The organism is Trinickia sp. (assembly GCF_051953405.1).
Lineage (GTDB): Bacteria > Pseudomonadota > Gammaproteobacteria > Burkholderiales > Burkholderiaceae > Trinickia.
Map to the genome: position 1 here is coordinate 1 of NZ_JBQCIV010000112.1, position 21,532 is coordinate 21,532.

At 63.3% G+C, this 21,532-nt stretch carries 19 protein-coding genes; 13 read left to right on the forward strand and 6 right to left on the reverse strand.

The features are described from left to right. The first annotated feature begins 391 nt into the window (after positions 1–391). Genes ACTHN9_RS19170 through ACTHN9_RS19185 form a run of 4 tightly spaced genes read left to right on the forward strand, consistent with a single transcriptional unit; the run spans position 392 to position 4,826 of the window. Positions 392–1,252 carry a glucose 1-dehydrogenase gene (locus ACTHN9_RS19170; protein WP_440538353.1) on the forward strand — a complete coding sequence of 287 codons (861 nt, stop codon included), beginning with the start codon at positions 392–394 and terminating at the stop codon, positions 1,250–1,252. Between the two features lie 26 nt (positions 1,253–1,278). Next, positions 1,279–3,474, forward strand: coding sequence for a VTT domain-containing protein (locus tag ACTHN9_RS19175; protein WP_440538354.1), 2,196 nt, complete (start codon positions 1,279–1,281; stop codon positions 3,472–3,474). Next, positions 3,471–4,319 carry an endonuclease/exonuclease/phosphatase family protein gene (locus tag ACTHN9_RS19180; protein WP_440538355.1) on the forward strand — a complete coding sequence of 283 codons (849 nt, stop codon included), beginning with the start codon at positions 3,471–3,473 and terminating at the stop codon, positions 4,317–4,319. Before ACTHN9_RS19175 ends, ACTHN9_RS19180 begins: the two co-directional genes overlap by 4 nt. Positions 4,320–4,334: 15 nt before the next feature. Then, the gene (locus ACTHN9_RS19185) at positions 4,335–4,826 is read left to right on the forward strand and encodes a phage protein NinX family protein (RefSeq protein WP_440538356.1); all 492 of its coding nucleotides are present in this window, start codon (positions 4,335–4,337) and stop codon (positions 4,824–4,826) included. A gap of 18 nt (positions 4,827–4,844) precedes the next feature. Here ACTHN9_RS19185 and ACTHN9_RS19190 read toward each other — a convergent pair whose 3' ends face one another. Continuing rightward, positions 4,845–6,008, reverse strand: coding sequence for a metallophosphoesterase (locus ACTHN9_RS19190; protein WP_440538357.1), 1,164 nt, complete (start codon positions 6,006–6,008; stop codon positions 4,845–4,847). Between the two features lie 224 nt (positions 6,009–6,232). Between ACTHN9_RS19190 and ACTHN9_RS19195 the strand changes: the two genes are divergently transcribed. Further along, complete coding sequence (locus ACTHN9_RS19195) at positions 6,233–6,556, forward strand: hypothetical protein (RefSeq protein WP_440538375.1); 324 nt, start codon at positions 6,233–6,235, stop codon at positions 6,554–6,556. A gap of 93 nt (positions 6,557–6,649) precedes the next feature. Here ACTHN9_RS19195 and ACTHN9_RS19200 read toward each other — a convergent pair whose 3' ends face one another. After that, the gene (locus tag ACTHN9_RS19200; RefSeq protein WP_440538358.1) at positions 6,650–7,234 is read right to left on the reverse strand and encodes a malonic semialdehyde reductase; all 585 of its coding nucleotides are present in this window, start codon (positions 7,232–7,234) and stop codon (positions 6,650–6,652) included. Positions 7,235–7,465: 231 nt separating this feature from the next. On the opposite strand from ACTHN9_RS19200, the gene ACTHN9_RS19205 reads away from it, so the two are divergent. The 7 genes from ACTHN9_RS19205 (at position 7,466) to ACTHN9_RS19235 (ending at position 14,817) form a co-directional block, all read left to right on the forward strand. Then, complete coding sequence (locus tag ACTHN9_RS19205; protein WP_440538376.1) at positions 7,466–8,065, forward strand: alpha-ketoglutarate-dependent dioxygenase AlkB family protein; 600 nt, start codon at positions 7,466–7,468, stop codon at positions 8,063–8,065. A 350-nt stretch (positions 8,066–8,415) separates the two neighbouring features. Beyond that, a complete protein-coding gene (locus ACTHN9_RS19210) occupies positions 8,416–8,982 on the forward strand; it encodes a hypothetical protein (protein WP_440538359.1) in 567 nt (188 codons plus the stop codon). A gap of 129 nt (positions 8,983–9,111) precedes the next feature. Continuing rightward, positions 9,112–9,465 (forward strand): DUF3564 domain-containing protein, encoded by a 354-nt coding sequence (locus ACTHN9_RS19215; protein ID WP_440538360.1) that lies wholly within the window; start codon positions 9,112–9,114, stop codon positions 9,463–9,465. Positions 9,466–10,107: 642 nt separating this feature from the next. Then, positions 10,108–11,259 carry a porin gene (locus ACTHN9_RS19220; RefSeq protein ID WP_440538361.1) on the forward strand — a complete coding sequence of 384 codons (1,152 nt, stop codon included), beginning with the start codon at positions 10,108–10,110 and terminating at the stop codon, positions 11,257–11,259. Positions 11,260–11,548: 289 nt separating this feature from the next. Next, positions 11,549–12,628 (forward strand): NAD(P)/FAD-dependent oxidoreductase, encoded by a 1,080-nt coding sequence (locus tag ACTHN9_RS19225; protein WP_440538362.1) that lies wholly within the window; start codon positions 11,549–11,551, stop codon positions 12,626–12,628. Between the two features lie 112 nt (positions 12,629–12,740). Further along, positions 12,741–13,205: a universal stress protein gene (locus tag ACTHN9_RS19230; RefSeq protein WP_440538363.1), complete on the forward strand. Its 465-nt coding sequence runs from the start codon at positions 12,741–12,743 to the stop codon at positions 13,203–13,205. 229 nt (positions 13,206–13,434) lie between these two features. Continuing rightward, positions 13,435–14,817, forward strand: coding sequence for an amino acid permease (locus ACTHN9_RS19235; RefSeq protein WP_440538364.1), 1,383 nt, complete (start codon positions 13,435–13,437; stop codon positions 14,815–14,817). Positions 14,818–14,881: 64 nt separating this feature from the next. Here the strand turns inward: ACTHN9_RS19235 and ACTHN9_RS19240 are convergent, their stop codons facing one another. Continuing rightward, entirely contained in the window at positions 14,882–15,847 is a 966-nt protein-coding gene (locus ACTHN9_RS19240) for a LysR family transcriptional regulator (RefSeq protein WP_440538365.1), read from the reverse strand. Positions 15,848–15,940: 93 nt separating this feature from the next. On the opposite strand from ACTHN9_RS19240, the gene ACTHN9_RS19245 reads away from it, so the two are divergent. Continuing rightward, entirely contained in the window at positions 15,941–17,305 is a 1,365-nt protein-coding gene (locus ACTHN9_RS19245; protein ID WP_440538366.1) for a D-serine ammonia-lyase, read from the forward strand. A 647-nt stretch (positions 17,306–17,952) separates the two neighbouring features. Here ACTHN9_RS19245 and ACTHN9_RS19250 read toward each other — a convergent pair. From ACTHN9_RS19250 to ACTHN9_RS19260, 3 genes are all read right to left on the reverse strand, one after another. Further along, the gene (locus ACTHN9_RS19250) at positions 17,953–19,737 is read right to left on the reverse strand and encodes a chloride channel protein (RefSeq protein WP_440538367.1); all 1,785 of its coding nucleotides are present in this window, start codon (positions 19,735–19,737) and stop codon (positions 17,953–17,955) included. 14 nt (positions 19,738–19,751) lie between these two features. Further along, on the reverse strand, positions 19,752–20,168 hold the full coding sequence (locus ACTHN9_RS19255; protein WP_440538368.1) for a MarR family winged helix-turn-helix transcriptional regulator: 417 nt from the start codon (positions 20,166–20,168) through the stop codon (positions 19,752–19,754). A gap of 150 nt (positions 20,169–20,318) precedes the next feature. Next, positions 20,319–21,464, reverse strand: coding sequence for an HPP family protein (locus ACTHN9_RS19260; protein ID WP_440538369.1), 1,146 nt, complete (start codon positions 21,462–21,464; stop codon positions 20,319–20,321). Between the last annotated feature and the right edge of the window lie 68 nt (positions 21,465–21,532).

Below are 21,532 nucleotides of genomic sequence, written 5' to 3' on the forward strand. Positions count from 1 at the left end.
CTTTTACTCCGGCAAGGGCCCGCCCACCCCACCGCCCGAAAAGCCGTTCACACGCCTAAGAAAACCAGCGGTCGTTCACCGCCACGCTTTTACTCGGGGCCACCGCGCGTTTCGCCGATGGGGTCGGGGCTTGCTGGAGGAGTAAAAGGCCGTTCGACGGAAGCAAGCCCCGACACCCCAGCGGCTACAACCACCACCGCCAATTAGCAGTCCCCGGGGGACATAGCTACAACCACCACCGCCAATTAGCAGTCCCCGGGGACATAGCTACAACCACTACCGCCAATAAGCACCCATCGGTTCCTTACCGATGCCCATGACAGGGCATGCCCGTTGCTCGTCGTTCCTCGTTGCCGTTACGTTTGCGGCGTTTCCCTTCGAGGAGCCGAGAATGACCAGCAGACCGCCCCCGCCCATGCCGGAGCAGCAGCAGGAGCAGGTCCCGGGCAAAACCGCGCCAATGTCGCCACAGCCCGATCATGGCGAACAGAGCTACGAGGGACACGGGCGACTGTCCGGCAAGGCCGCGGTCATCACCGGGGCCGATAGCGGTATCGGCCGAGCGGTCGCGATTGCTTTCGCGCGCGAAGGCGCCGATGTCGTCATTGCCTATTTCAACGAGCACGAAGACGCCCGCGAAACCGCGCGCTGGGTCGAACAAGCGGGCAGGCGGGCGGTGCTCGTCGCCGGGGACCTGGCGCAACGCGCGCAAGCGCGCGAAATTGTGGACCGGGCGGTGGACGCGTTCGGACGCATCGACATCCTCGTCAACAACGCGGCGCATCAGATGAACTACGAATCGGTCGAAGAGATCTCCGACGATGAGTGGGATCGGACGTTCGATATCAACATCGGCGCCATGTTTCGGCTGGTCAAGGCAGCGTTGCCGCATATGAAAGCAGGCAGCGCGATCGTCAACACCACATCGGTCAATGCCGATAAGCCCCGCCCGACGCTGCTTCCGTACGCGACGACCAAAGGGGCGATTCAAAACTTCACCGGCGGGCTCGCGCAATTGCTGGCCGAGCGCGGCATTCGCGCCAACTGCGTGGCGCCGGGCCCGATTTGGACCCCGCTCATTCCAGCGACCCTCCCAGCCGAGAACGTCAAGGAATTCGGTAAGCAGACACCGATGAAGCGCCCGGGCCAACCAGCCGAGCTAGCGCCTGTGTACGTCATGCTCGCCAGCAACGAGGCGAGCTATGTCTCCGGCGCTACCGTTGCAGTGACGGGCGGGGTGCCGATCATTTGACGTCGACTTGACGAGTGCATCCAACGATGACGGGCGCCGCTTATGCAAACGTCGACGTAGGCACGATTGGGCCGAGCGACGAATCGCAATCGGCTGAGCTTCGGCACGGCATCCTCGAGGTCGGCCGCAATTGTCGGTCGATCGCGCATGCGGATCGTTTTGCGCTCCTCATCGACGGCAGTGCCTACTTTTCGGTGCTGCGCGAAGCGCTCGCTCGTGCCGAGCGCACGATTTTTATCGTCGGCTGGGACATCGACAGCCGCATGCAACTCGTGCCCGGCGGCGCCGGCGATGGGCTCCCCGCGGCGTTGGGCGATTTTCTGCAAACGCTGTCGTCGAGGCGTCGACGGTTGCGCATTTACATCCTCGCATGGGATTTCGCCATGATCTACGCGTTCGAACGCGAGTGGATGCCCGTCTATCAAACGGGCTGGCGTTCGCAGCGCGGCATTGTGTTTCGCCAAGACGGCAGGCATCCGCGCGGCGCGTCTCACCATCAAAAAATGGTGACGATCGACGATCGCCTCGCATTCGTCGGTGGATTGGATCTGACGCGGTCCCGTTGGGATACGCCCGCGCATGCGCCGGACGATGCGCGGCGTCGCGACGCCAACGGGTTGCGATACGGGCCGTTTCACGATGTCCAAGCGATGTTCGACGGCGACGCCGCGGCCGCGATCGGCGTGCTCGCCCGCGAGCGGTGGCATCGCTCGTGCGGCAAACGGATCGCATTGCGCGCGCATCGGGCTGTCGACCGGGACGCCGACCCTTGGCCGCCCAACGTGCCCGTGCAATTGAGCAACCTGATGCTAGGCATCTCGGTGACCGAGCCCCCTTACCGCTCGCGGGAGCCGGTTCAAGATATTCGCACGCTGATTGACGATGCGATCGGATCCGCGCGCCGCAATATCTACATCGAGAATCAGTATTTCACTGCCGCTGTCGCGCGGGAGGCGCTAGAGCAACGTCTTGCGCAGGACGACGGGCCCGATGTGGCGGTCGTTGTCCCGCGCGTGCAAAGCGGATGGCTGCAAGAAGCGACAATGGGCGTGCTGCGTGCGCGCCTCCATCGCGCTCTCGTCGATGCGGACAAGCGGGGGCGCTTTGGTATGTATTGCCCGCACGTCGACGGTCTCGGACAAGGATGCGTCAACGTGCACAGCAAAGTCATGATCGTCGACGACACGCTGCTGTCGGTAGGCAGTGCGAATCTGAACAATCGGTCGATGGTGCTCGATACGGAATGCAACGTCACGATCGATGCCAATGGCGATGCGCGCATACGCGAGGCCATCGCGCACTGGCGCAATCGGTTGCTCGCCGAGCATTTGGACGTGGCGGAATCCGACATCGCGAACGCGTTGGCGCGCGAGCCCCGTTTGAACGCGGCCATCGGGACGTTGGTGCGCCCGCGAGGGCGAACGTTGCAGCCGTTCACACCGGCCGTGACGGCCGATCTCGATGCACTGGTGCCGCTCAATGCGTGGCTGGATCCGGAGCAGCCGATCGCGCCGGATGCACTCGTGAACGAGTTCATCCCCCAGGGCCGGCGGCGGTCGCTCACGACGCGCTTTTTCGTGTTGGGCGGACTGGTACTCGCCCTGGCCACCTTGGCGGCGGTGTGGCAGTTCACGGCGATCGGCCACCATCTGAATCTGGCGGAACTCGCGACGCTAATCAGGCGAATCGACGCGTTGCCCTTGGCGCCGTTGATCGTGCTGACCGGATACGTCGCCGCCGCAGTCGTTTCCGTGCCGATTACGCTGCTGATTGCCGCGACCGGGTTGGTCTTCGGGGCGTGGCCGGGGATCGGCTACGCGCTCGGAGGAACGATGCTATCGGCAGCTGCTACGTACGGTCTCGGTGTCGCGCTCGGGCGGGATGTCGTGCGACGCCTGGCCGGCACACGCGCGAATCGACTCAGCGAGCGTCTTGGCGAGCGTGGAATCGTCACGGTCATCGTTTTGCGACTGCTGCCGATCGCGCCGTTTACGATCGTCAATCTCGTTGCCGGCGCGTCGCACATCCGTTTGCGCGATTTCATGATCGGTTCGGTCCTCGGTATGGCGCCGGGCATTTTGCTGACAGTCACGTTTGCCCATCAGTTGGTGAACGCGATCCGCCACCCGGATCTCGGTTCGGTCGCCACGATGGCGGCAATCGGTTCGGCGCTGGTCGGCATCTCCGTTTTGCTACAACGCTGGCTCGGGCGGCGCAAATGAATACGGGCCTAAACGAACGCTACGAACGCTACGAACGCCGCGATACGCCGCTAGACGCGGCGCCCGATGTCGGCGGGGCGGCGAGCGAGCCCCGCGCCCCGCGCGGCGGCGCCTGCGAATTGAAAATCGCGACCTACAACATTCACGGCGGCTTGCCGGCATGGACCGCGCAGTCGAAGCGGCAGATGGTCGCGCGTATTGCGCAAGTCATCGAGGAGGTCGATGCCGACATTATCGCCTTGCAAGAGGTGCCGCTCGGCGGGTCCGACACGCCCGATGTCCTATCGCAGCTTCGCGAGGCGACCGGCATGACGGCCGTGGAAGGTCCGACGCTCGATACGCCGAAACGCCGGTACGGCAACGCTGTCTTGTCCAGGCTGCCGGTGCGCATGGCGCGCACCCTCGATTTATCGTTTCACCGCCGTGAACCGCGCGGTGCGCTCGATGCCGATATCGAGTGCGCCGGACATTTGATTCGTGTCGTGGCGACGCATCTGGGGCTATCCGCCACCGAGCGCAGTACGCAGGTGCGCACGCTGCTGGCGGCCTTCGACAATAGCGAGCTGCCCGTCATTCTGCTCGGCGACATTAACGAGTGGTTCGTACGCGGGCGCGCGTTGCGGGCGCTCGTCTCGCATTTTCGGCGAGCGCCCGCGCCTCGCACGTTTCCGACAATTTGCCCAATTTTTGCGCTCGATCGGATATGGATGCACCCCGGCGAATATCTGATCGACGTCGATGTCCATCGCAGTACGCTCGCGCGACGCGCATCCGATCACTATCCGCTTGTCGCGCGCATCGGTTTACCGGCCCATCAGGCGAAGTCGCCGGGCGTCGGCTCATAAGGGAGGACAGCTACCGTGAAGACGAGCGAACTGGAGGGCGGCGCACTCGATTATTGGTGTGCGCGCGCATTGGTCGACGATGACGAGGAAATCGCGTTTGTCCAAGTCGAACCGAATGTCGTCGTCACGTTGGCGCACGGCGCGTTGCGTAAGCTGGCTCAACCGTTTTCGCCGTCCGTCGATTGGGCCGATGCGGTCGAGATCTTGGAGCGGGCCGACGAACTCAGGTGGCTGCGCAGTGAGCGGGGCGCACATTGCTGGGTGCGATTTCGCGCGAACGATCCGTGCGAGGGCGACGCCGACCATCCTCGCATCGCGCTCTTGCGTGCGTTCGTGCACGCTCGGTTCGGCGATGCGGTGGACTCGCCCCCCAGCGGGCCGCATGCCGTGCGCGAGCGGAAGGTGCGTCCCTACGACGCGGGCGGCGTGCCGCCGACCTATGGCAGTCACGCCAGCGGCGACGCCGGCAGCGAAATCGGGGACATTCGCTCGGTGCCCAGGCCCTAGGCTCGAAGGTGTCGGCTGTCAGCTCGACGTCGCGGCAACGAGTCGCAAGCGCGTGATTTCGGACGGCGCGCCCAGTCGTTTCGGCGGCCCCCAATAGCCGGTCCCGCGGCTCGTGTAGATCCACAGCGCATCGAGCTTGGCCAGCCCCGCGGTGAACGGCTGCTGTAAGCGCACGAAGAAATTCCACGGGAAGAATTGGCCGCCGTGGGTATGCCCCGACAACTGAAGCGTATAACCCGCTTCGGCGGCGGCGAGGGCCGTCCGCGGTTGGTGCGCGAGCAATACCTTGATGCGGACGTCGTCGGGCGCATTCGCCAATGCGGCCATGGGATCGCTGCGATGGGCATCGTCGAAATGGCCCGCCGTGTAATCGGTCACGCCCGCTAGGATGAATGACGCGCCTTTGTGTTCGAGCACGACGTGCTCGTTCAACAGAACGCGCAACCCAAGTCGTTGGAACTCGGCGATCCATTGCGCCGCGCCGGAGTAGTACTCGTGATTGCCGGTGACGAGATAGGTACCGTAGCGGGCCGCAAGGCGCCCGAGCGGTTCCGTGTGGCTGGACAACTGCTCGACGCTGCCGTCCACCACATCGCCCGTCACGGCGATCAAATCCGGTTGCAAACGGTTAACGGCATCGACGATCGCATCGACATAGCGCGCCTTGATCGTCGGCCCGACGTGGATGTCGCTGATTTGGACGATGGTCAAGCCGTCGAGGGAGGCGGGCAATCCTTCGATCGGCACATCGATCGATACGACTTTGGCCCGTCGGCGGGCGTTGATGAAGCCGATCGCCGTAGAGAGCACGGCGAGCGCGGGCACACCCACGGCCGTATCGACTCGCCATCGGTCGAGCGAAAGCGCATGACCCCAGAGCGCATCGATCGTCAGCGCCGACGCCAGCACGATATCGCGCAGGAACGTAAAAACGAGCAGCGACGAGAACCATCCCATCGTCATCAAGCCAACCCACGCGATGCGATCGGCGTGCGGCTGGCGTTCGAACGTTCGGGCGAGCATGCCGAGCGGAATCAAGCAGCACGACGCCGCCAGCAAGCAGGCAGCGGCGAGCTTGGCCGGAATACCGATCGGCAACTCGGGGATGATTCGCAGACCGACATACAAGTGCATGAGCACGCCGATGACAATGGCGCGCGTAAAGAAAGAAGATCGACGCATAGCGAACGGGAAAGGGGCCGACTTCGCGGCAAATGGATGCCGCGCAAGGCGGCGGCACGAACGCATTGTACCGAGGGGCCAAGAACCGTGCCGGATGGCCCGGGGCGCGGCGCCAGAGGCGGGTTAACGGTGGTTTCCCATGTTGTGAAATCGATCTAAGCTACGAATGTCCACAGCGGGAACCGCGCCATTCGGCGTTCCCGAAGAGAATGGGGGGGCGAATGATGAAAACCGTCAAATGGGGCCACCACGGGCCGCATCGTGCTCATCGCCTCGGCTACGAGGGCAGTCACGTCATGCTGCCGCTTGTCGGCCTTTCGCTCATGGCACTTGCCCTGTACTACATCGTGCGCCGCCTCGACTGGCTCGAACTTAGCCGCAGCGCGCTGTTCGACGTCGTCATGGTGTTCGTGGCACTTGGCATCGCTGGGCTGTTCGGCGTGGTGGGCGCATGGCTGCGCACGGACGGCGACGGCAAGAACGAAGGCTTTTGCTTCGTCGGTGCGCTGATCGGTGCCGCCGTGTTCTATCTCGCCCTGCTGACCTAACCGTCGACATACAAAGCGGTTGCGGCCGTCCGCGCGAACCGCCCAGGCGCGGCCGGCGCGTGCGCGCGTTCGCCGGCGGCACGCCGCCTCGTTTTACGCGATGCGAGCCGCCTCTTCGAACGACAGTCGCGGATTGCGGGCATGCAGCTTGGAACGATCGCCGTATCCGAGATTGATTAGGAAGTTCGATTTGATCGTCGTTCCGGCGAAAAATGCCTCGTCCACCTTCGCCGAGTCGAAGCCCGACATCGGGCCCGCGTCCAAGCCCAATGCGCGGGCCGCCATGATCAAATATGCCCCCTGTAGCGATGAATTGCGCTGCGCCGTCGAGCGAATCGCTTCCTCGTTGCCCGCGAACCAGCTACGCGCATCCGCCTGCGGAAACAGTTTCGGCAACTGTTCGTAGAAGGCGAGATCCATGCCGACGATCACGGTGACCGGAGCGGCCATCGTCTTGTCGACATTGCCGGGGGCGAGCGCCGGCTTCAGTTTTGCCTTGGCTTCGGCCGTCTTGACGAAGACGAAGCGGCCCGGGCTCGAATTGGCCGAGGTCGGGCCCATGACGGCTAATGCAAACACGTGCCGAAGCAGCGCATCGTCGACAGGCTTGGGCAGCCAGGCATTGTGGGTGCGTGCTTCGCGAAAGAGCTGATCGAGAGCGTCGTCGGAAAGTGGCATGATCGACCAAGTGGCGGCGCAAGGCCTAGAGTTCGAAAGGCGTCAATGATAGCGACTCGATCGCCTGCTTGCACCGGCGCCTTCGACGGCGCTCGGGGTTAAGCTCGATGACCGAGCAAGAAGTGCCATGGTGCGGCCTCGCCTTTGCGCGATAGTATCCATGCCGAAAAACCGGCGGTCCACGCCGGTGAAGGCAAGGCGTTGAAAGGGTTGGAAGGTGTCGATCGGATGATGAAAGATATGTTCGGCGGGGTGCCGCAAGTCGATGTCGACTGGTATCCGCATTGGTTGTCGCCCGACGAGGCGTCTATCGCTTTGACCGCGCTGCTGGATGAAGTGCAGTGGAAGCAGGATGTCATCGGTACACCGGGCGGCATCAAGCCGTTGCCGCGCCTCACCGCCTGGCAGGGCGATCCGGGCGCGGTCTACGTCTACTCGGGGATACGCAACGAGCCGCTTGCATGGACGCCGACGGTTAAGGCCCTGCGTTCGCTCGCCGAATCGACGTGTAGGACGCGCTTTAACAGCGTCCTGCTGAATCGGTATCGCAGCGGCGAGGACAGTATGGGCTGGCATGCCGATCGCGAACCGGAACTCGGATCCGAGCCGATCATCGCCTCGGTGAGCCTTGGCGCATCGCGGCGGTTCGATCTTCGACATAACGCGACCGGTCAGTTGTGCGCCTATGAACTGACGAACGGCAGCTTGCTGGTCATGCGAGGACGCACTCAGCGCGAATGGCGGCACCGCGTAGCGAAAGTGTCCGGCTTGCGCGGAGAACGAATCAACTTGACCTTTCGCTTCGTGACGCCCAGGGTCGACTCGGCGTGAAAACCCGGCTCGGCCGGGGGGGGCAGCGACATGTGTGCAATGGGTTAGTTCTCCTAAGGGTCTTTGTGGGTTTGCCGAAAACTTTTCGCGCTATAAAAGTAATAAGAAATTTATGCGCATAAACTCTTTGGCGCGGAGCAAATCCGTCCCTTATTGCGGGGGATATGGCCGATCATGCCGATACTCTCTCGCCGCAACGGTTCCCGGGCCCTCTATGCTGACGATGGGTGAGCTGCAGTCCGGCGTTCGTTGATTGAATCGATTCGCCACCGCTGCGTTGCGGTTCTCGCAGATGCCGCTGGTGGTCTGTCGGGAGCCGTTCGATTCGGACGTGGAAGGAACGAGAGTCGATGAAGATTTCGTTGATCGTAAGTGCACTTCTGGTTGTACCCGCGACGGCAGCGCTCGCGCAGCAGCCGGCCGTCTATCCGCTGCGCAGCCAAAGCGCGGCGGCTCAGGGCGTCGATAGCGCCTATTGCTATTGGCAAGCCAAGCAACAGACCGGCGTCAACATGACACGCCTGTCGCAGCGTCCCCAGCGGACGAAGCCGATCCCATTCGCCGCCGATGCGGGCAAGGGCGCCAGCGAGCCGCCGCTGCCCGGCGCGCGCGGTACGCCGAGCGGCGGGTCCCGAACGTCGATGGGTGCGATGACGGCGTCCGGTGCCGGCAGCATGCCTGCCGTCAGCGGGGTGCCGGCGCAGGGGGCGCAGCCGGCGCGCCCCGGTGGACCGAACGCTGCATCGGCAACGGGGGACACCGCCCAAACGCCGGCGCCGGCATCGAGCGCGTTCGGCTCCGCCGCATCGTCGGCTTCGACCAATCTGCCGCCGTTGCCGCCGCCTCCTCCGCCTATGACCACCTATTGGCAGGCGTACGGGGACTGCATGCAAGCACGAGGCTACGGCGTTCACTGAACGCGCGCACGCGAACCTTTCCCTTTTTTTTGCCGATCGATGTCGATTCGACGACGATCGGCTGGCCTTGCAATCGAGTCGTCGCGGCATAGACTTTAGGTCTCGGCGAACATCGTGGGGGAATAGGAGATGCGTCTGACTATTTTGATTAACGGTTCCGATCCCACCGTCAATCATGATTACGCCGTGCTTTGGCTCGATACCGATGAGCGGGTATGGTCCAGAGAGTCGCACGATGGGATCGACCTCCCGCCCTGGGGGGAACTACGTGACGAGGAGGGCGTGACCAAGCTGTGCGCACCGACGGCCGAGCAACCGCTATGCACGTTGCGTGGCTTGCATGTCGATCGGGACTGCCCGACGGCAGCGCAGGGTGGGGCGCAGTGGTCGTCCGGCAAGGTAGGGTCGACCGACGGCGTATGGCGCCTGCAGGCCGTCGAGAAGAAGGTCGTTCGACCCGAGAACAGTGTCTTCAGAAGGTGACTCTCCCCGGGTTCCGGCCGCGGTGAAAAAATGTCTTACCGTTCGTTACGAAACGCCCCCGAGCGAATTTCGATTAGGTATAGTCGGCCTTGGCTATCTCGAGGCCAACCCTCCTAGGCCCGTTCGGCTTCTCGCCGACGGGCCGTCTTTTTATCCCGCTCGCCCCGCCGTCTTCGTCGTGCTTCCCCAAAGCGGGCGGTATGCGACAGCTATCGACTGTTCGGAGCCCAGACGTAACGGCCCGCAATGGTCCCAATGGTCCGCAACGGCCCGCGCCTATCTCGATATCGCTTCTCGCTTTCACGGACGGCTGTGACGCCCATATTAAAAGCGTTGCGCTTTAGCAACTCTGTAAGGGCTTAACGACTGCGCCTCGCGTTGCCGCATGCCACCCGCTATCACAAAACAAATCTGTTCAAAAACAATGAGCTAGGGGTTTATCCCAGATTGATTATTTCTTTTTGAGCAAGAATGTGTTGTGTGATCCACGTATACCCTAGCTAGGGTCAACACGTAGACTCGCCCCTCATCGGACGGGTCAATCGTTTTGACTACGTTGCCGCGCCAAGAAGCGGTCTCGGAGGTCAATCCGTCTATTCCGAAGTCTGGCAGTGAGCCAGTTTTATAAAAGGGACTTCCCAAATGAAAAAAACCCTGGTCGTCGCAGCGGTTTCCGCCTCTTTCGCAGTCGCAGCCCATGCACAAAGCAGCGTTACGCTCTATGGCGTGATCGATGCGGGCCTCTCGTACACGAGCAACGCCAACGCGGCTGGCAAGGCGAACTGGCAACAAACGTCGGGCGGCGTCGAGCAAAGCCGCTTCGGCCTGCGCGGTTCTGAAGATCTCGGCAACGGTCTGAAGGCAATCTTCAACCTGGAAAGCGGTTTCAACCTGAACAACGGCCGTTACGCAAACAGCGGCAGCCAGTTCAACCGTCAATCGTATGTCGGCCTGTCGAGCAACTACGGCACCGTGACGCTCGGCAAGCAATATGACGCCGAACAAGACTTCCTGGCTCCGCTGAGCGCAACGGGTAGCTGGGGCGGCACGTCGTTCGCTCACTACGGCAACCTGGACAACCTGAACACGAACGGCGGCACGTCGGTCAACAACTCGATCAAGTTCACGAGCGCGAACTACGCAGGCTTCACGTTCGGCGCAACGTACGGCTTCTCGAATCAAGCTGGCGCGTTCGCAACGAACCGCGAATACAGCCTCGGCGCGGCTTATCAGTTCCAAGGTCTGCGCGTGGCGGCTGCCTACGTTCAACAGAACAACCCGCTGGCCGGTAACGGCGGCGCGAGCGACGGTTCGAACTTCGGCGCCGGCGCGAACGGTATCGCTACGCTGGCGAACGGCGGCGTTCCCGCTGCGATCGGCAGCTTCCGTCAACGTACGTACGGCGTGGGCGCAAGCTACGCGTTCGGCCCGGCGCAAGTTGGCGCAGTGTGGACGCAAGCGCGTCTGGACAACTCGGCTCTGGCCTCGGTTCGCGAAGACAACTACGAAGTCAACGCCAAGTACAACCTGACGCCGGCTCTCGGCCTCGGCGTGGCATACACGTTCACGGACAACCGTGGTTCGGTGACGGGCGTCAACGTTGGCGAGCGTGTTCACCAAATCGGCGCGCAAGCCGATTACGCGCTGTCGAAGCGCACGGACGTCTACGCTCAAGTGGTCTACGCGCATTCGAGCCTGAACGGCGCATCGATCTACAACGGCGTGTTCGCAAGCAACGTCTCGTCGTCGGACAACCAAAAGGTTGCAACGGTTGGCCTGCGTCACCGCTTCTAAGCCGGCGGTATCGGTCTAGTCGCACGAAAGGCGCCGCGTATGCGGCCCCTTTCAATGCCGACGAACCCCACGTTTTCCGGAACGTGGGGTTTTTTCATAGCGGCTTCGAATTCTCGAACCCGCGCTGCCGCTTGTCCCTACTCGTCGGCGGGCCACTGCGGCGTCGCATCGGGGTTCTCCCTATACTTTGTCTCGTTATGCGTGCGTGCGGCCCATGGTTCCGTGCACATCCGATGCATCGGCCTTCAGCGAGGCCATCGACATCGTCGATATCAACGAGGTAGCGATCATGAATGAAGCAGCAGCACCGATCGACGCACCGGTGCTTCGCACCGACGTCGTCATCATCGGCGCGGGACCGGTAGGGCTTTTTGCAGCGTTCGAAGCGGGCGTGATCGGCTTGTCGTGTCATATCGTCGATGCGCTCGAGCAAGTCGGCGGCCAGTGCATCGAGCTGTATCCCGACAAGCCCATTTTCGATATCCCGGCCGTACCGGTCTGTACCGCACGTCAATTGATCGAGCGTCTCATGGAGCAGTGCAAGCCGTTTGCACCGCCGATTCATCTGGGGCAGCGCGTCATGCGCGTCGAGCGACTGGTCGATACGCAGCGATGGCGCGTGACGACCGACGGGGGCCAGGCGTTCGACGCCGCCGCTGTCTTGTTGTCCGCCGGCAATGGCGCGTTCATGCCTCAGCGTGTGGGGTTGCCCGAGGCGCAGGCGCTCGAAGGGCGGTGCGTCCACTATGCGGTGCGCAAGCGGGCAATGTTCGCCGATCAGCGGGTGGTCGTGGCCGGCGGGGGCGATTCGGCCCTCGATTGGGCGCTCGCGCTGCGCGGACACGCGAAGCACGTGACGCTCGTGCATCGACGCAATGCGTTCCGCGCCGCGGACGCCACGGTGCAGGAGGTCAAGCACGCCGTCGCCGCGGGTCAGATGGACCTCGTCATCGGCACCATCGCCACGCTCAATGCGCCCGATGGCGTCATGCGCTCGATCGACGTCAAGACCCTCGATGGCGACATCGCCATCGAAGCGGATCACCTCATCGCGCTGTATGGACTCGTGGCGGATTTGGGGCCGATCGGCGAGTGGGGCCTCGACGTTCGTGCGGGCAGGGTGGCTGTCGATACTTCGTACTACGAAACATCGGTGCCCGGTATCTTTGCGGTCGGCGATATCGCCACCTATTCGAACAAGCAAAAGCTGATCTTGTCGGGTTTTCACGAGGCGTCGCTCGCGCTGCGCAAGGCTTACTCGTACGCGTTTCCCGATAAGAAGCGCGTCCACGTTCACTCGAGTTACGACGCCGGCTTGTCGGAACGGATCCTTGGCGCGTCGGCGACGCCGGAGGCCGCGCACTCGTAATCTCGACCACTGCATCGATCGACACGGTACGTCTTCGCATACTGCTTTGGACTGCGAACGGTTTGCAAGCCGCCATGCACTCGCGCGGGCGGCTTAACTCCAGGAGGGCCGCATGTACAAACGAATTCTTGTCCCGGTGGATGGCAGCGAAGGTGCGCGGCACGCGCTCGACGAAGCGCTGAGGCTCGCCCAATTGTCGAATGCACAGTTGCAAGCCGTGTATGTGCTCGAGCACCCGACGCAGGTGGTCGATGTCGCCGCGGGCTTCGCCGAGCCCGTGCAGGTGCGCGATCCGTCGAGCGAGACCGCCACCACGGTCCTCGCCGAAGCACGGGAACGCATCGCGCCGTTCGGTGTGCAAGGCACGGTACGCGCCATCGATGCTTACGGCGAAAACCTGGCGGCCGTACTGACACGCGCGATCGACGAGTACGATGCCGATCTCGTCGTCATGTATTCGCACGGCCGTAGCGGGATTCGCCGATTGTTTGCGGGGAGCGTGGCCGAATCGCTGCTGCACGACACGACGGTTCCGCTGCTGCTCCTGCGAAACGGCGAGCGCGACGAACAGGAATAAGGGGCAGGGCGGCCGTATGGGCGGCAGCGTAGGCGGTATCGTCGACGGCCGGTGGGGCCTGTTCGAGCGCGATGCGCGGCCCCTAGGGAACGCGTGCGGAACGAGTGCGGGTTGACCGCAATTGGCGAGCCGGATTCGGCCAGCTAGTATGGCGGGCTTTGCCCGGGCGATCATGAGTCGGCCGGGCGCTTGGGCGGCACATCGTTCCCATCAGGAGAGGAGGTTTGTTTTGACGCGTCCCACCGAGCATGACGGCTTACAGCGAGGGCTGAAAAATCGCCATATTCAATTGATCGCGCTCGGCGGCGCGATCGGCACCGGGTTGTTTCTCGGATCGGCCAGCGTGCTGAAGGCGGCCGGCCCTTCGATGATCCTCGGTTACGCGATCGGGGGCCTCGTCGCCTTCATGATCATGCGTCAACTCGGCGAGATGGTGGCACAAGAACCCGTGGCCGGTTCATTCAGCCACTTTGCCTATAAGTATTGGGGCGATTTCCCCGGCTTTCTCTCCGGCTGGAATTACTGGGTCCTCTACGTGCTCGTCAGTATGGCCGAACTCACGGCTGTCGGCACCTACGTCCACTATTGGTGGCCCGGTGTGCCTACCTGGGTCTCGGCGCTCGTTTGCTTCGCCGTCATCAACGCCGTCAACCTCGCCAACGTCAAGGCCTACGGAGAAACCGAGTTCTGGTTCGCGATCATCAAGGTCGTGGCTGTCGTCGGCATGATCGTTTTCGGCGCGTACTTGCTCGAAAGCGGGCGCGGCGGTCCGCAGGCCTCGATTTCCAATCTGTGGCGTTACGGCGGGTTCTTTCCACACGGGTTCAACGGCCTGTTCATGACGCTCGCCGTCATCATGTTCTCGTTCGGCGGGCTCGAACTGATCGGGATCACCGCGGCCGAAGCCGACGATCCGGGCCGCACGATTCCCAAGGCCGTCAATCAAGTGCTCTATCGCATTCTGATTTTCTATATCGGCTCGCTCGTCGTGCTGCTGGCGCTGCATCCATGGAACGAAGTGGCTCAAGGCGGAAGCCCGTTCGTCATGATCTTTTCGCAGATCGGCGCCGGGCTCACCGCCAATGTACTGAACGTCGTCGTGCTGACGGCGGCGCTATCCGTCTACAACAGCTCCGTCTATGCGAATAGCCGCATGCTCTACGGTCTGGCCGAACAGGGCAATGCACCGCGTGCGCTGCTCAAGGTCGATCGCCGCGGCGTGCCTTACGTGGCCATCGGATTGTCCGCGGTCGCTACGTTCGCCTGCGTGATCGTCGATTACTTGATTCCCGCGCGCGCCCTCGACATCTTGATGGCGCTCGTCGTCGCCGCGCTCGTCATCAATTGGGCGCTGATCAGCCTCACGCATTTGAAGGCGCGCAAGGCGATGGTCGCAGCGGGCCAGCCACTCGTGTTCAAATCGTTCGCGTATCCGATCGCCAATTGGATTTGCCTCGCGTTCATGGCGATGGTCCTCGACATCCTCGCGTTCACGCCGGGTCTTTCCGTCTCCGTATGGCTCGTGCCGGTTTGGCTCGTCGTCATGTGGCTCGGCCATGCCGCGAAGCGTCGCTCGAACTCGGCGATGCCCGCCGGCGCTGCGAATCGATAAACCCACTCGGCCGTCGACGCACGCAGGCCAAAGCGGCATCGTGCGTCGAATCTCTTGCTGCCCCCTAGGGCCGGCCTTCGGTTGAGGGCCGCGCCGCCGCGCGCGCTTGCTCGAAGCGCACGCAGGCTTCGCCTAGCCACGCAACGAAAGTGTCGACGCGAGAATTCCCTCGGTCTCGGCACAGCAGCACGTATTGCGCGGGAGCACGGGTACGGCGTTGAAAAATGTCCACGAGCCGGCCGGACGAGAGTTCGTCGTCGATCAGTGCGGTTCGCCCGAGCACGACGCCCTGATGGCTCAGCGCGGCGCCAATCGCCAAGCTAGAGAGATTGAAATTCAAGCGCGGGCTATCGGCCGCAACCTCTCCATCGGGCAGCATGCAACGCAGCCAAGTCTGCCATTCGACGAATTCCGGCGCCCCGGCCCACGGCTCGACGTCATGCAACAGCTTTACGCTTTCAAGCCAGCGAGCGTCCAAAGCCGGCGGGTGCGCACGAAGATACTCGGGCGTCGCGGCGGCAACGAGGTATTCCTCGAGCAAGATCGTTGCATCCGAGGGTAAGCCGCTGGTAGGCAGGTAGCCGATCGCGATATCCGCACCGCCGTGCGTCGTCTCGAAGGAGGCCACGACATCGGTTTCGGCTTTGAGCCGAACCGAGATATCCGGGTGCAGGCGATGAAAATCGGCCAAGCGCGGCATCAACCATTGCAAGGCGAACGAAGGCGCGCAACTGACGTTCAACACCGTCGCGGCCGGTTCGCTCAACTGCGCCAGCGTGCGATTCAGTTCGGCGAACGCTTTCGCAGTGGCTTCGTACAGCGCAGCGCCTTTTGGCGTCAAAGCGAGCCCTCGCGGCTGGCGCACGAACACCGGATAGCCTAAGCGGGCTTCGAGCTGACGGATTTGTTGACTCACTGCGCTTTGCGTCAGGCTCAGCGCGGTGGCGGCTCGGGTGAAACTCAGCGATTGCCCGGCCGCTTCGAAGCAGCGCAGCGCGCCGAGGATGGACGAATCGAGTCGTGATGCCATAAGCGTATCTAATGGCGGCATTAGTTATCGCCGCTTTTGGGGTATGACCGGGATGGCCTAATATCGAGGCTCTATCATACGTTGCTTCAACCGATGACGACCGATCGTATCCCGCGAGATCTATTAGCCTCCCTAATCGCAAAGCGGCCAACGCTTTGGCTCAATCCGCAACTCGGCACGGCGCGCGCAGCGAAGGGGCCGTCGTTCGCCGACATTCTGGCCGCGAAGGACCGATTCGCGCGCTGCGCTCCTTTGCTGGCTGTTCTGTTTCCCGAACTCGCCGAGGCCGAAGGCGCCATCGCATCGCCGCTCGATCCGGCGGATGCGTTGGCTTGCGCCCTCGGAGCCGAGTCGGGACGATGGTTCGTCAAACGCGACGACAGTTTGCCGGTTGCCGGATCGATCAAGGCGCGAGGCGGATTTCACGAAGTGTTGGCCGTTGCCGAGCGAATCGCCGAGGAACACGGCCTGCTGGGCGCGGCCGAGGATCGGCGCGCCCTGGCTTCGCCCGATGCGCGCGCGTGCTTTGCGCGGTACACAATCGCGGTCGGCAGTACCGGCAATCTCGGCCTGAGCATCGGCACAATGGCGGCGGCGCTGGGGTTTCGAGCGGTCGTGCATATGTCCGCCGATGCCAAGCAGTGGAAGAAGGATCGCCTACGCGCCCGTGGGGTCAGTGTGATCGAGCATGTCGGCGACTACGCTCGCGCCGTGGCAGCGGGGCGCGCAGCGGCCGCCGGCTCGTCGTATAGCCATTTCGTCGACGATGAGCGTTCGTCGTTGCTGTTTCTCGGTTATGCGGCGGCCGCGTTGGAATTGGCGGCCCAACTCGAGCATGCGGGACGCAAGGTGGACGACGCACATCCCCTGTTCGTCTACGTTCCGTGCGGCGTGGGCGGCGCGCCAGGCGGGATCGCATACGGGTTGAAGGCCGTGTTCGGGTCCAACGTCCACTGCTTCTTCGCCGAGCCCGTCGCTTCGCCTTGCATGCTGGTGCAGTTGGCGAGCGGCGACGATGAGCCGATCTCGGTGTACGACATCGGCCTCGACAATCGCACCGAAGCCGACGGCCTAGCGGTCGCCCAAGCGTCGGAATTCGTTGCCCCGTTGATGAGAAGCCGGCTTTCGGGCGTTTTTACAGTCGAGGACGAAGCGCTGTATGCGCACCTGCTCGCGGTCAAGCTCGCGCTTGGAATCGACCTGGAGCCCTCGGCCGCGGCAGCGGTCGGCGGCCCCCTTTGGGTGACGAATTCGGCTACGGGCGGCGACTACACGGGGCGCGACCGATTAGCGACGGCAAGCGCGACGCACGTTATCTGGACGACCGGTGGCGCGTTGGTTCCGCCGGAGGAGTTGACGCGATTTCAGCAGCGCGCTCGCGCGGGTCGCGACAGTTCGCGGCGCGCTTACGAAGCCGAGTCGGCGCCGCATAGTGCGCCGACCTCGCGCGTTGTCTAGGGCGGGGATGGCGCGGATGCGGGGATCGTTCGCGCAGGGCGGCCTCGACGGCGTCCACGAAGCGTTGCAGCGCCGGCAATGAGCCGGACACGCTGTGATAGGTTTGGCTGCCGATCCGCGCATCCAGCAGGACCTGTAAGCCCGCTTCGCGGGCCAACTCGATGATGTCCATTTCACGCCTCCCCGTTAGGCGCCGTCGCGATGCGTGGTGTTGCGAAACCGGCTGAATCGCTCGTCGTGCTCTTTTATGCGCTTCGCGCGTCGATATCGCGCGCAGTCGCTTTCGTGCCGAGTATTCAGCCGGCATCCCCGCTCGCTTGTTTTCATTTTGTGCAGGCGCCATTGACGCACACGACCATGAATTCACGTCGAATCGACCGCTCGCATGTCGGCCGATTCACGTGCGCTCATTGTCGTGCTCCCCACCGCGTTGCGAATGTGCGCGGGCGTACCTCGCCCACGCTTATCGTCATCTCTTTTCGCCATTCGCCAAGACGCGCACCGCTCCTCGCCGGCGCTATTCAGCGCCCCCCGTTGTATTCCGTCCTCCATTCGTGTGATGAATGGTAGTCGATGATCCGGGCGCACGACAGCGTGGAAATTACCTAAGGGTAGGTAGGGCCACGTTCGGGTGGGGATCGTGCCTTCTAGCTGCGGCGCTTGGCGGGGCGCCAGGCCACGCGGCGGAAGCGTTCCCGCTTTTGCTCTTCTTCGAAGTGCATGCGCGAGGGCTTGACGAGGTCGCTGCGCGAAACGATGCCCACGAGCTTCATCGAATCGCGATCGGCCACGACCGGTACGCGTTCGAGACCATGCACGGCCAGCCGAGCGGCCACGAGCCGGCAGGTTTCGCTCGGTAACGCGACCGCCGGCGATTTGCCGACGAAGGCCTCGCCGATCGTCACGTTGGCGCCACCGCCATGGGCATCGGCCAACGAGACGAGCGTTTCGCGATCGGCCACGCCGACGAGCCGATCGTCGCGCACGACCGGGTAAGCGCGGTGCGATTGGCTCGGGCCGAAGAACGTCGAAAGCGCTTCGGGCAGCGAGAGCGCGGCATCGATGGTCTGTACCGTGCGCGTCATCACTTCGTCCACATGATGGCGCTCGAGCGGATCGACACCGTATTCGCGATAAATGTGATAACCGCGCCGGGCGATCTTCTCGGTCATGATCGAGCGCCGCATGACGACCGTGGTGAAGCCGTGTGCCACGAGCGTTGCCGCTAATAGCGGGAGCAGCGCGTTGGCGTCGTGCGTGAGGCCGAAGGCGAAGACGATCGCCGTCAACGGCGCACCGAGCGTGGCGCCGAGCGTGGCCGCCATCGCGACGAGCGGCCATAACGCCGCTTCGTGACCGGGCAAGATCGGACCCATGACGATGCCCAGGCCCGCGCCGAGCATGAGCAGCGGGGCGAGCACACCGCCGGACGTGCCCGAGCCCAAGGCGATGACCCAAATGATCGCTTTGACCACGAGGATGGCGACCGCCACTTTCACGGCCAGTTGTTGATGCAACAGATCGCCGATGACGTCGTATCCCACGCCGAGCACGCGCGGCTCGATCAGGCCGCCGAGGCCGACGGCGAGACCGCCGATGGCCGGCCACCACATCCAGTGCACCGGCAGTTTGGCGAACAGATCTTCCGTGGCATACAGCGCCACCGACAATCCCGAGGCGAGCGCGCCGCTCGCGACGCCGAGGATCAGGCACGAGATCAGCGAGATCGTCCCGGGCGGCGCCGTCTCGAGCGGAAAGAGCGGGCCCACGCCGAACCACATGGCGCGCATGAAGCCGGCGACGGCGCACGCGAGTGCGACCGGCAAGAAGCTGCGCGGACGCCATTCGAACAGCAGCAGTTCGACGGCAAGCAGCACGGCTGCCACGGGGGTGCCGAACACTGCCGTCATGCCGGCGGCCGCGCCCGCGACGAGCAGCGTCTTACGTTCGGCCGCCGTCACCTTCACGCACTGCGCGAGCAGCGAACCGAGCGCGCCGCCCGTCATGATGATCGGGCCTTCCGCGCCGAACGGGCCGCCGCTGCCGATCACGATGCCCGACGAGAGTGGCTTGAGCACTGCAACTTTCGGCGACATGCGGCTCTTGCCGAACAGAATCGCTTCGATCGCTTCGGGAATGCCGTGGCCCCGGATCTTATCGGAGCCGTAACGGGCGATCAGGCCGACGATGAGCCCGCCGAGCGCGGGAATGAGCACCACCCACGCACCGAGTTTGTTATCGGCCGGCGAATGGTTCGCGAACGAGAACGTGCCGAAGAAGAACAGGTTCGTGAACATGTAGATCAGCTTCAGCAGCACGATGGCCGCGATCGTGCTGAATACGCCGATGATGGCCGCCAGGCCGCAGATTCCCGGTAATCGTGCGTTCGCGGAAAAGTCCCGCTTGTTTGGGTCGAGGTGTTCGGTGCTCATTCGCTTTACCTAAGTCAAAAATCGAGTTGCGGCACGCTGAACGCGCCTTGGAGCGACTTCAGCTCCGCGCGATGCAATGCCGCCAGCCTTGCCAATACCGTCTCGCCTGCGTTTTGCAGATGAACCTCCACCTGCCGCCTATCGGTCTCGCTCACCTTGCGCTTAACGAGATCGAGCGCTTCGCAGCGCGAGACGAGTGCTACCACGCCATGGTGCTGCGCTTGCAAACGCTCGGCCAACTCGCCGATCGTGGCCCATTCGCGTCCCGGATACCCTTTCACGTGCAACAGCAGCAGGTATTGCAGCGGGGTGATGCCTTCGCCTTGCGCGGCGCGCTCGGAAAAGCGTTCGAAGCGCCGCATCTGATAGCGGAACTCCGACAGTTGCTCGAAATCGGTCTTGGCGAGCGTGCTGGATGCAGAAGTTTTCATCGTGGTCGACGGGGCAAGTGCGAAACCGAAAATAATATCACATTGTGATATATATCGCCGCGCAATGGCTTGCATCAAGGATTTCGAGATTAGCGTTGCGCGGATGAGCGCAGCGTGCCTCGAATCGCGGTTACGTTCGGTGTCGCCGAACTACGCCGTGCGCAACTGGTGCGTCTGCGTTTGGCGATGCAACCCGCCGATCAAATCCGATTGCGTGATCATGCCGACCAATCGGCGCGCGCTGTCCACGACGGGAATGTGGTGGTGCCCGTAATGCGCGAATACCGGAATGAGTTTGGCGACAGGCAGATTCGGATCGACCGTGCGCACGTTCGGCGTCATCAAATCGTCGACGCGATACGGTTCGTTCGCCTCGCGTCGCAGCGACCAGCGCTTGCTGCCGCGCGGTCCGCGCAGGCCGAATGCTGTGCGTCCGACGAAATCCGTGCGCGTGACGATGCCCACTACGCGTCGCGCTTCGTCGACGACGGGCAATGCTTTGATGCGATGGCGTTCGAGCAGACGCCAAGCGGCGGCGGCTGTCGTATCGGTCGAGACGCTCACCGCATCGCGCGACATGATGCCTTCGCACGTGAGTTCGCTGAAGCTGCGAGCGTAGGCGAGCAATTGGGCTTCGTGCACGAGCGATTCGAGATCGTCGGCGGCGACGTCGATCAGCTCGCCGCGCTCGCGAACAATCGCTTCGAGATCGGCGCGCGTCACGCCTGCGATGCCGGGTGCGGTTTGCGCGGCGGGGCGGCTGACGTGCGGATAGCGATGGCCCGTCAGCGTGTGATAGAAGATGGTCGAGGCGAGCAGCACGACCGATTGCAAGGCTACCGGCTCGATGACGAAGCGCAGGCCCAGCGCGTGAATGGCGGGACCGCCGAGGACGGCGGTCAGTGCCACGGCGCCCGAGGGCGGGTGGATACAACGCAAGGCGAACATGACGCCGATGGCCGCAGCCAATGCCACTGCAGAAGCGGCGATGGGATTGCTAAGGAACATCGCGCTGAGCACCCCGAGCGTTGCCGCGACTAGATTGCCGCCGACGAACGACCAGGGCTGCGCGAGGGGGCTGGCGGGCACGGCGAACAGAAGCACGGCCGATGCGCCCATCGGCGCGATCAAATAGGGAATCTGCGCTGCGGGGCCGAGGAGCCAATGCACCGATGCGCCCATCGCCGCGATGCCCAATAGCGCGCCCAGACATGCGCGTAAGCGTTCACGCCAGGAGACGGCGATGGGATGCGGGGCAAAGCTGGCGAACCAGCGCAACACGGCTTGGCTAGGCACGGCGTAATTCTTCAGATTACATGACAAAATAGGGGGCGAACAGTCGCACCGTCGCCTCGAAAGCCGGC

Bases quoted from the DNA above. Each gene is read 5' to 3' on its own strand.
- ACTHN9_RS19170 (WP_440538353.1), top strand. From the start codon at position 392: ATGACCAGCAGACCGCCCCCGCCCATGCCGGAGCAGCAGCAGGAGCAG.
- ACTHN9_RS19175 (WP_440538354.1), top strand. From the start codon at position 1,279: ATGACGGGCGCCGCTTATGCAAACGTCGACGTAGGCACGATTGGGCCG.
- ACTHN9_RS19180 (WP_440538355.1), top strand. From the start codon at position 3,471: ATGAATACGGGCCTAAACGAACGCTACGAACGCTACGAACGCCGCGAT.
- ACTHN9_RS19190 (WP_440538357.1), bottom strand. From the start codon at position 6,008: ATGCGTCGATCTTCTTTCTTTACGCGCGCCATTGTCATCGGCGTGCTC.
- ACTHN9_RS19195 (WP_440538375.1), top strand. From the start codon at position 6,233: ATGAAAACCGTCAAATGGGGCCACCACGGGCCGCATCGTGCTCATCGC.
- ACTHN9_RS19200 (WP_440538358.1), bottom strand. From the start codon at position 7,234: ATGCCACTTTCCGACGACGCTCTCGATCAGCTCTTTCGCGAAGCACGC.
- ACTHN9_RS19205 (WP_440538376.1), top strand. From the start codon at position 7,466: ATGAAAGATATGTTCGGCGGGGTGCCGCAAGTCGATGTCGACTGGTAT.
- ACTHN9_RS19210 (WP_440538359.1), top strand. From the start codon at position 8,416: ATGAAGATTTCGTTGATCGTAAGTGCACTTCTGGTTGTACCCGCGACG.
- ACTHN9_RS19215 (WP_440538360.1), top strand. From the start codon at position 9,112: ATGCGTCTGACTATTTTGATTAACGGTTCCGATCCCACCGTCAATCAT.
- ACTHN9_RS19220 (WP_440538361.1), top strand. From the start codon at position 10,108: ATGAAAAAAACCCTGGTCGTCGCAGCGGTTTCCGCCTCTTTCGCAGTC.
- ACTHN9_RS19225 (WP_440538362.1), top strand. From the start codon at position 11,549: ATGAATGAAGCAGCAGCACCGATCGACGCACCGGTGCTTCGCACCGAC.
- ACTHN9_RS19230 (WP_440538363.1), top strand. From the start codon at position 12,741: ATGTACAAACGAATTCTTGTCCCGGTGGATGGCAGCGAAGGTGCGCGG.
- ACTHN9_RS19240 (WP_440538365.1), bottom strand. From the start codon at position 15,847: ATGGCATCACGACTCGATTCGTCCATCCTCGGCGCGCTGCGCTGCTTC.
- ACTHN9_RS19245 (WP_440538366.1), top strand. From the start codon at position 15,941: ATGACGACCGATCGTATCCCGCGAGATCTATTAGCCTCCCTAATCGCA.
- ACTHN9_RS19250 (WP_440538367.1), bottom strand. From the start codon at position 19,737: ATGAGCACCGAACACCTCGACCCAAACAAGCGGGACTTTTCCGCGAAC.
- ACTHN9_RS19255 (WP_440538368.1), bottom strand. From the start codon at position 20,168: ATGAAAACTTCTGCATCCAGCACGCTCGCCAAGACCGATTTCGAGCAA.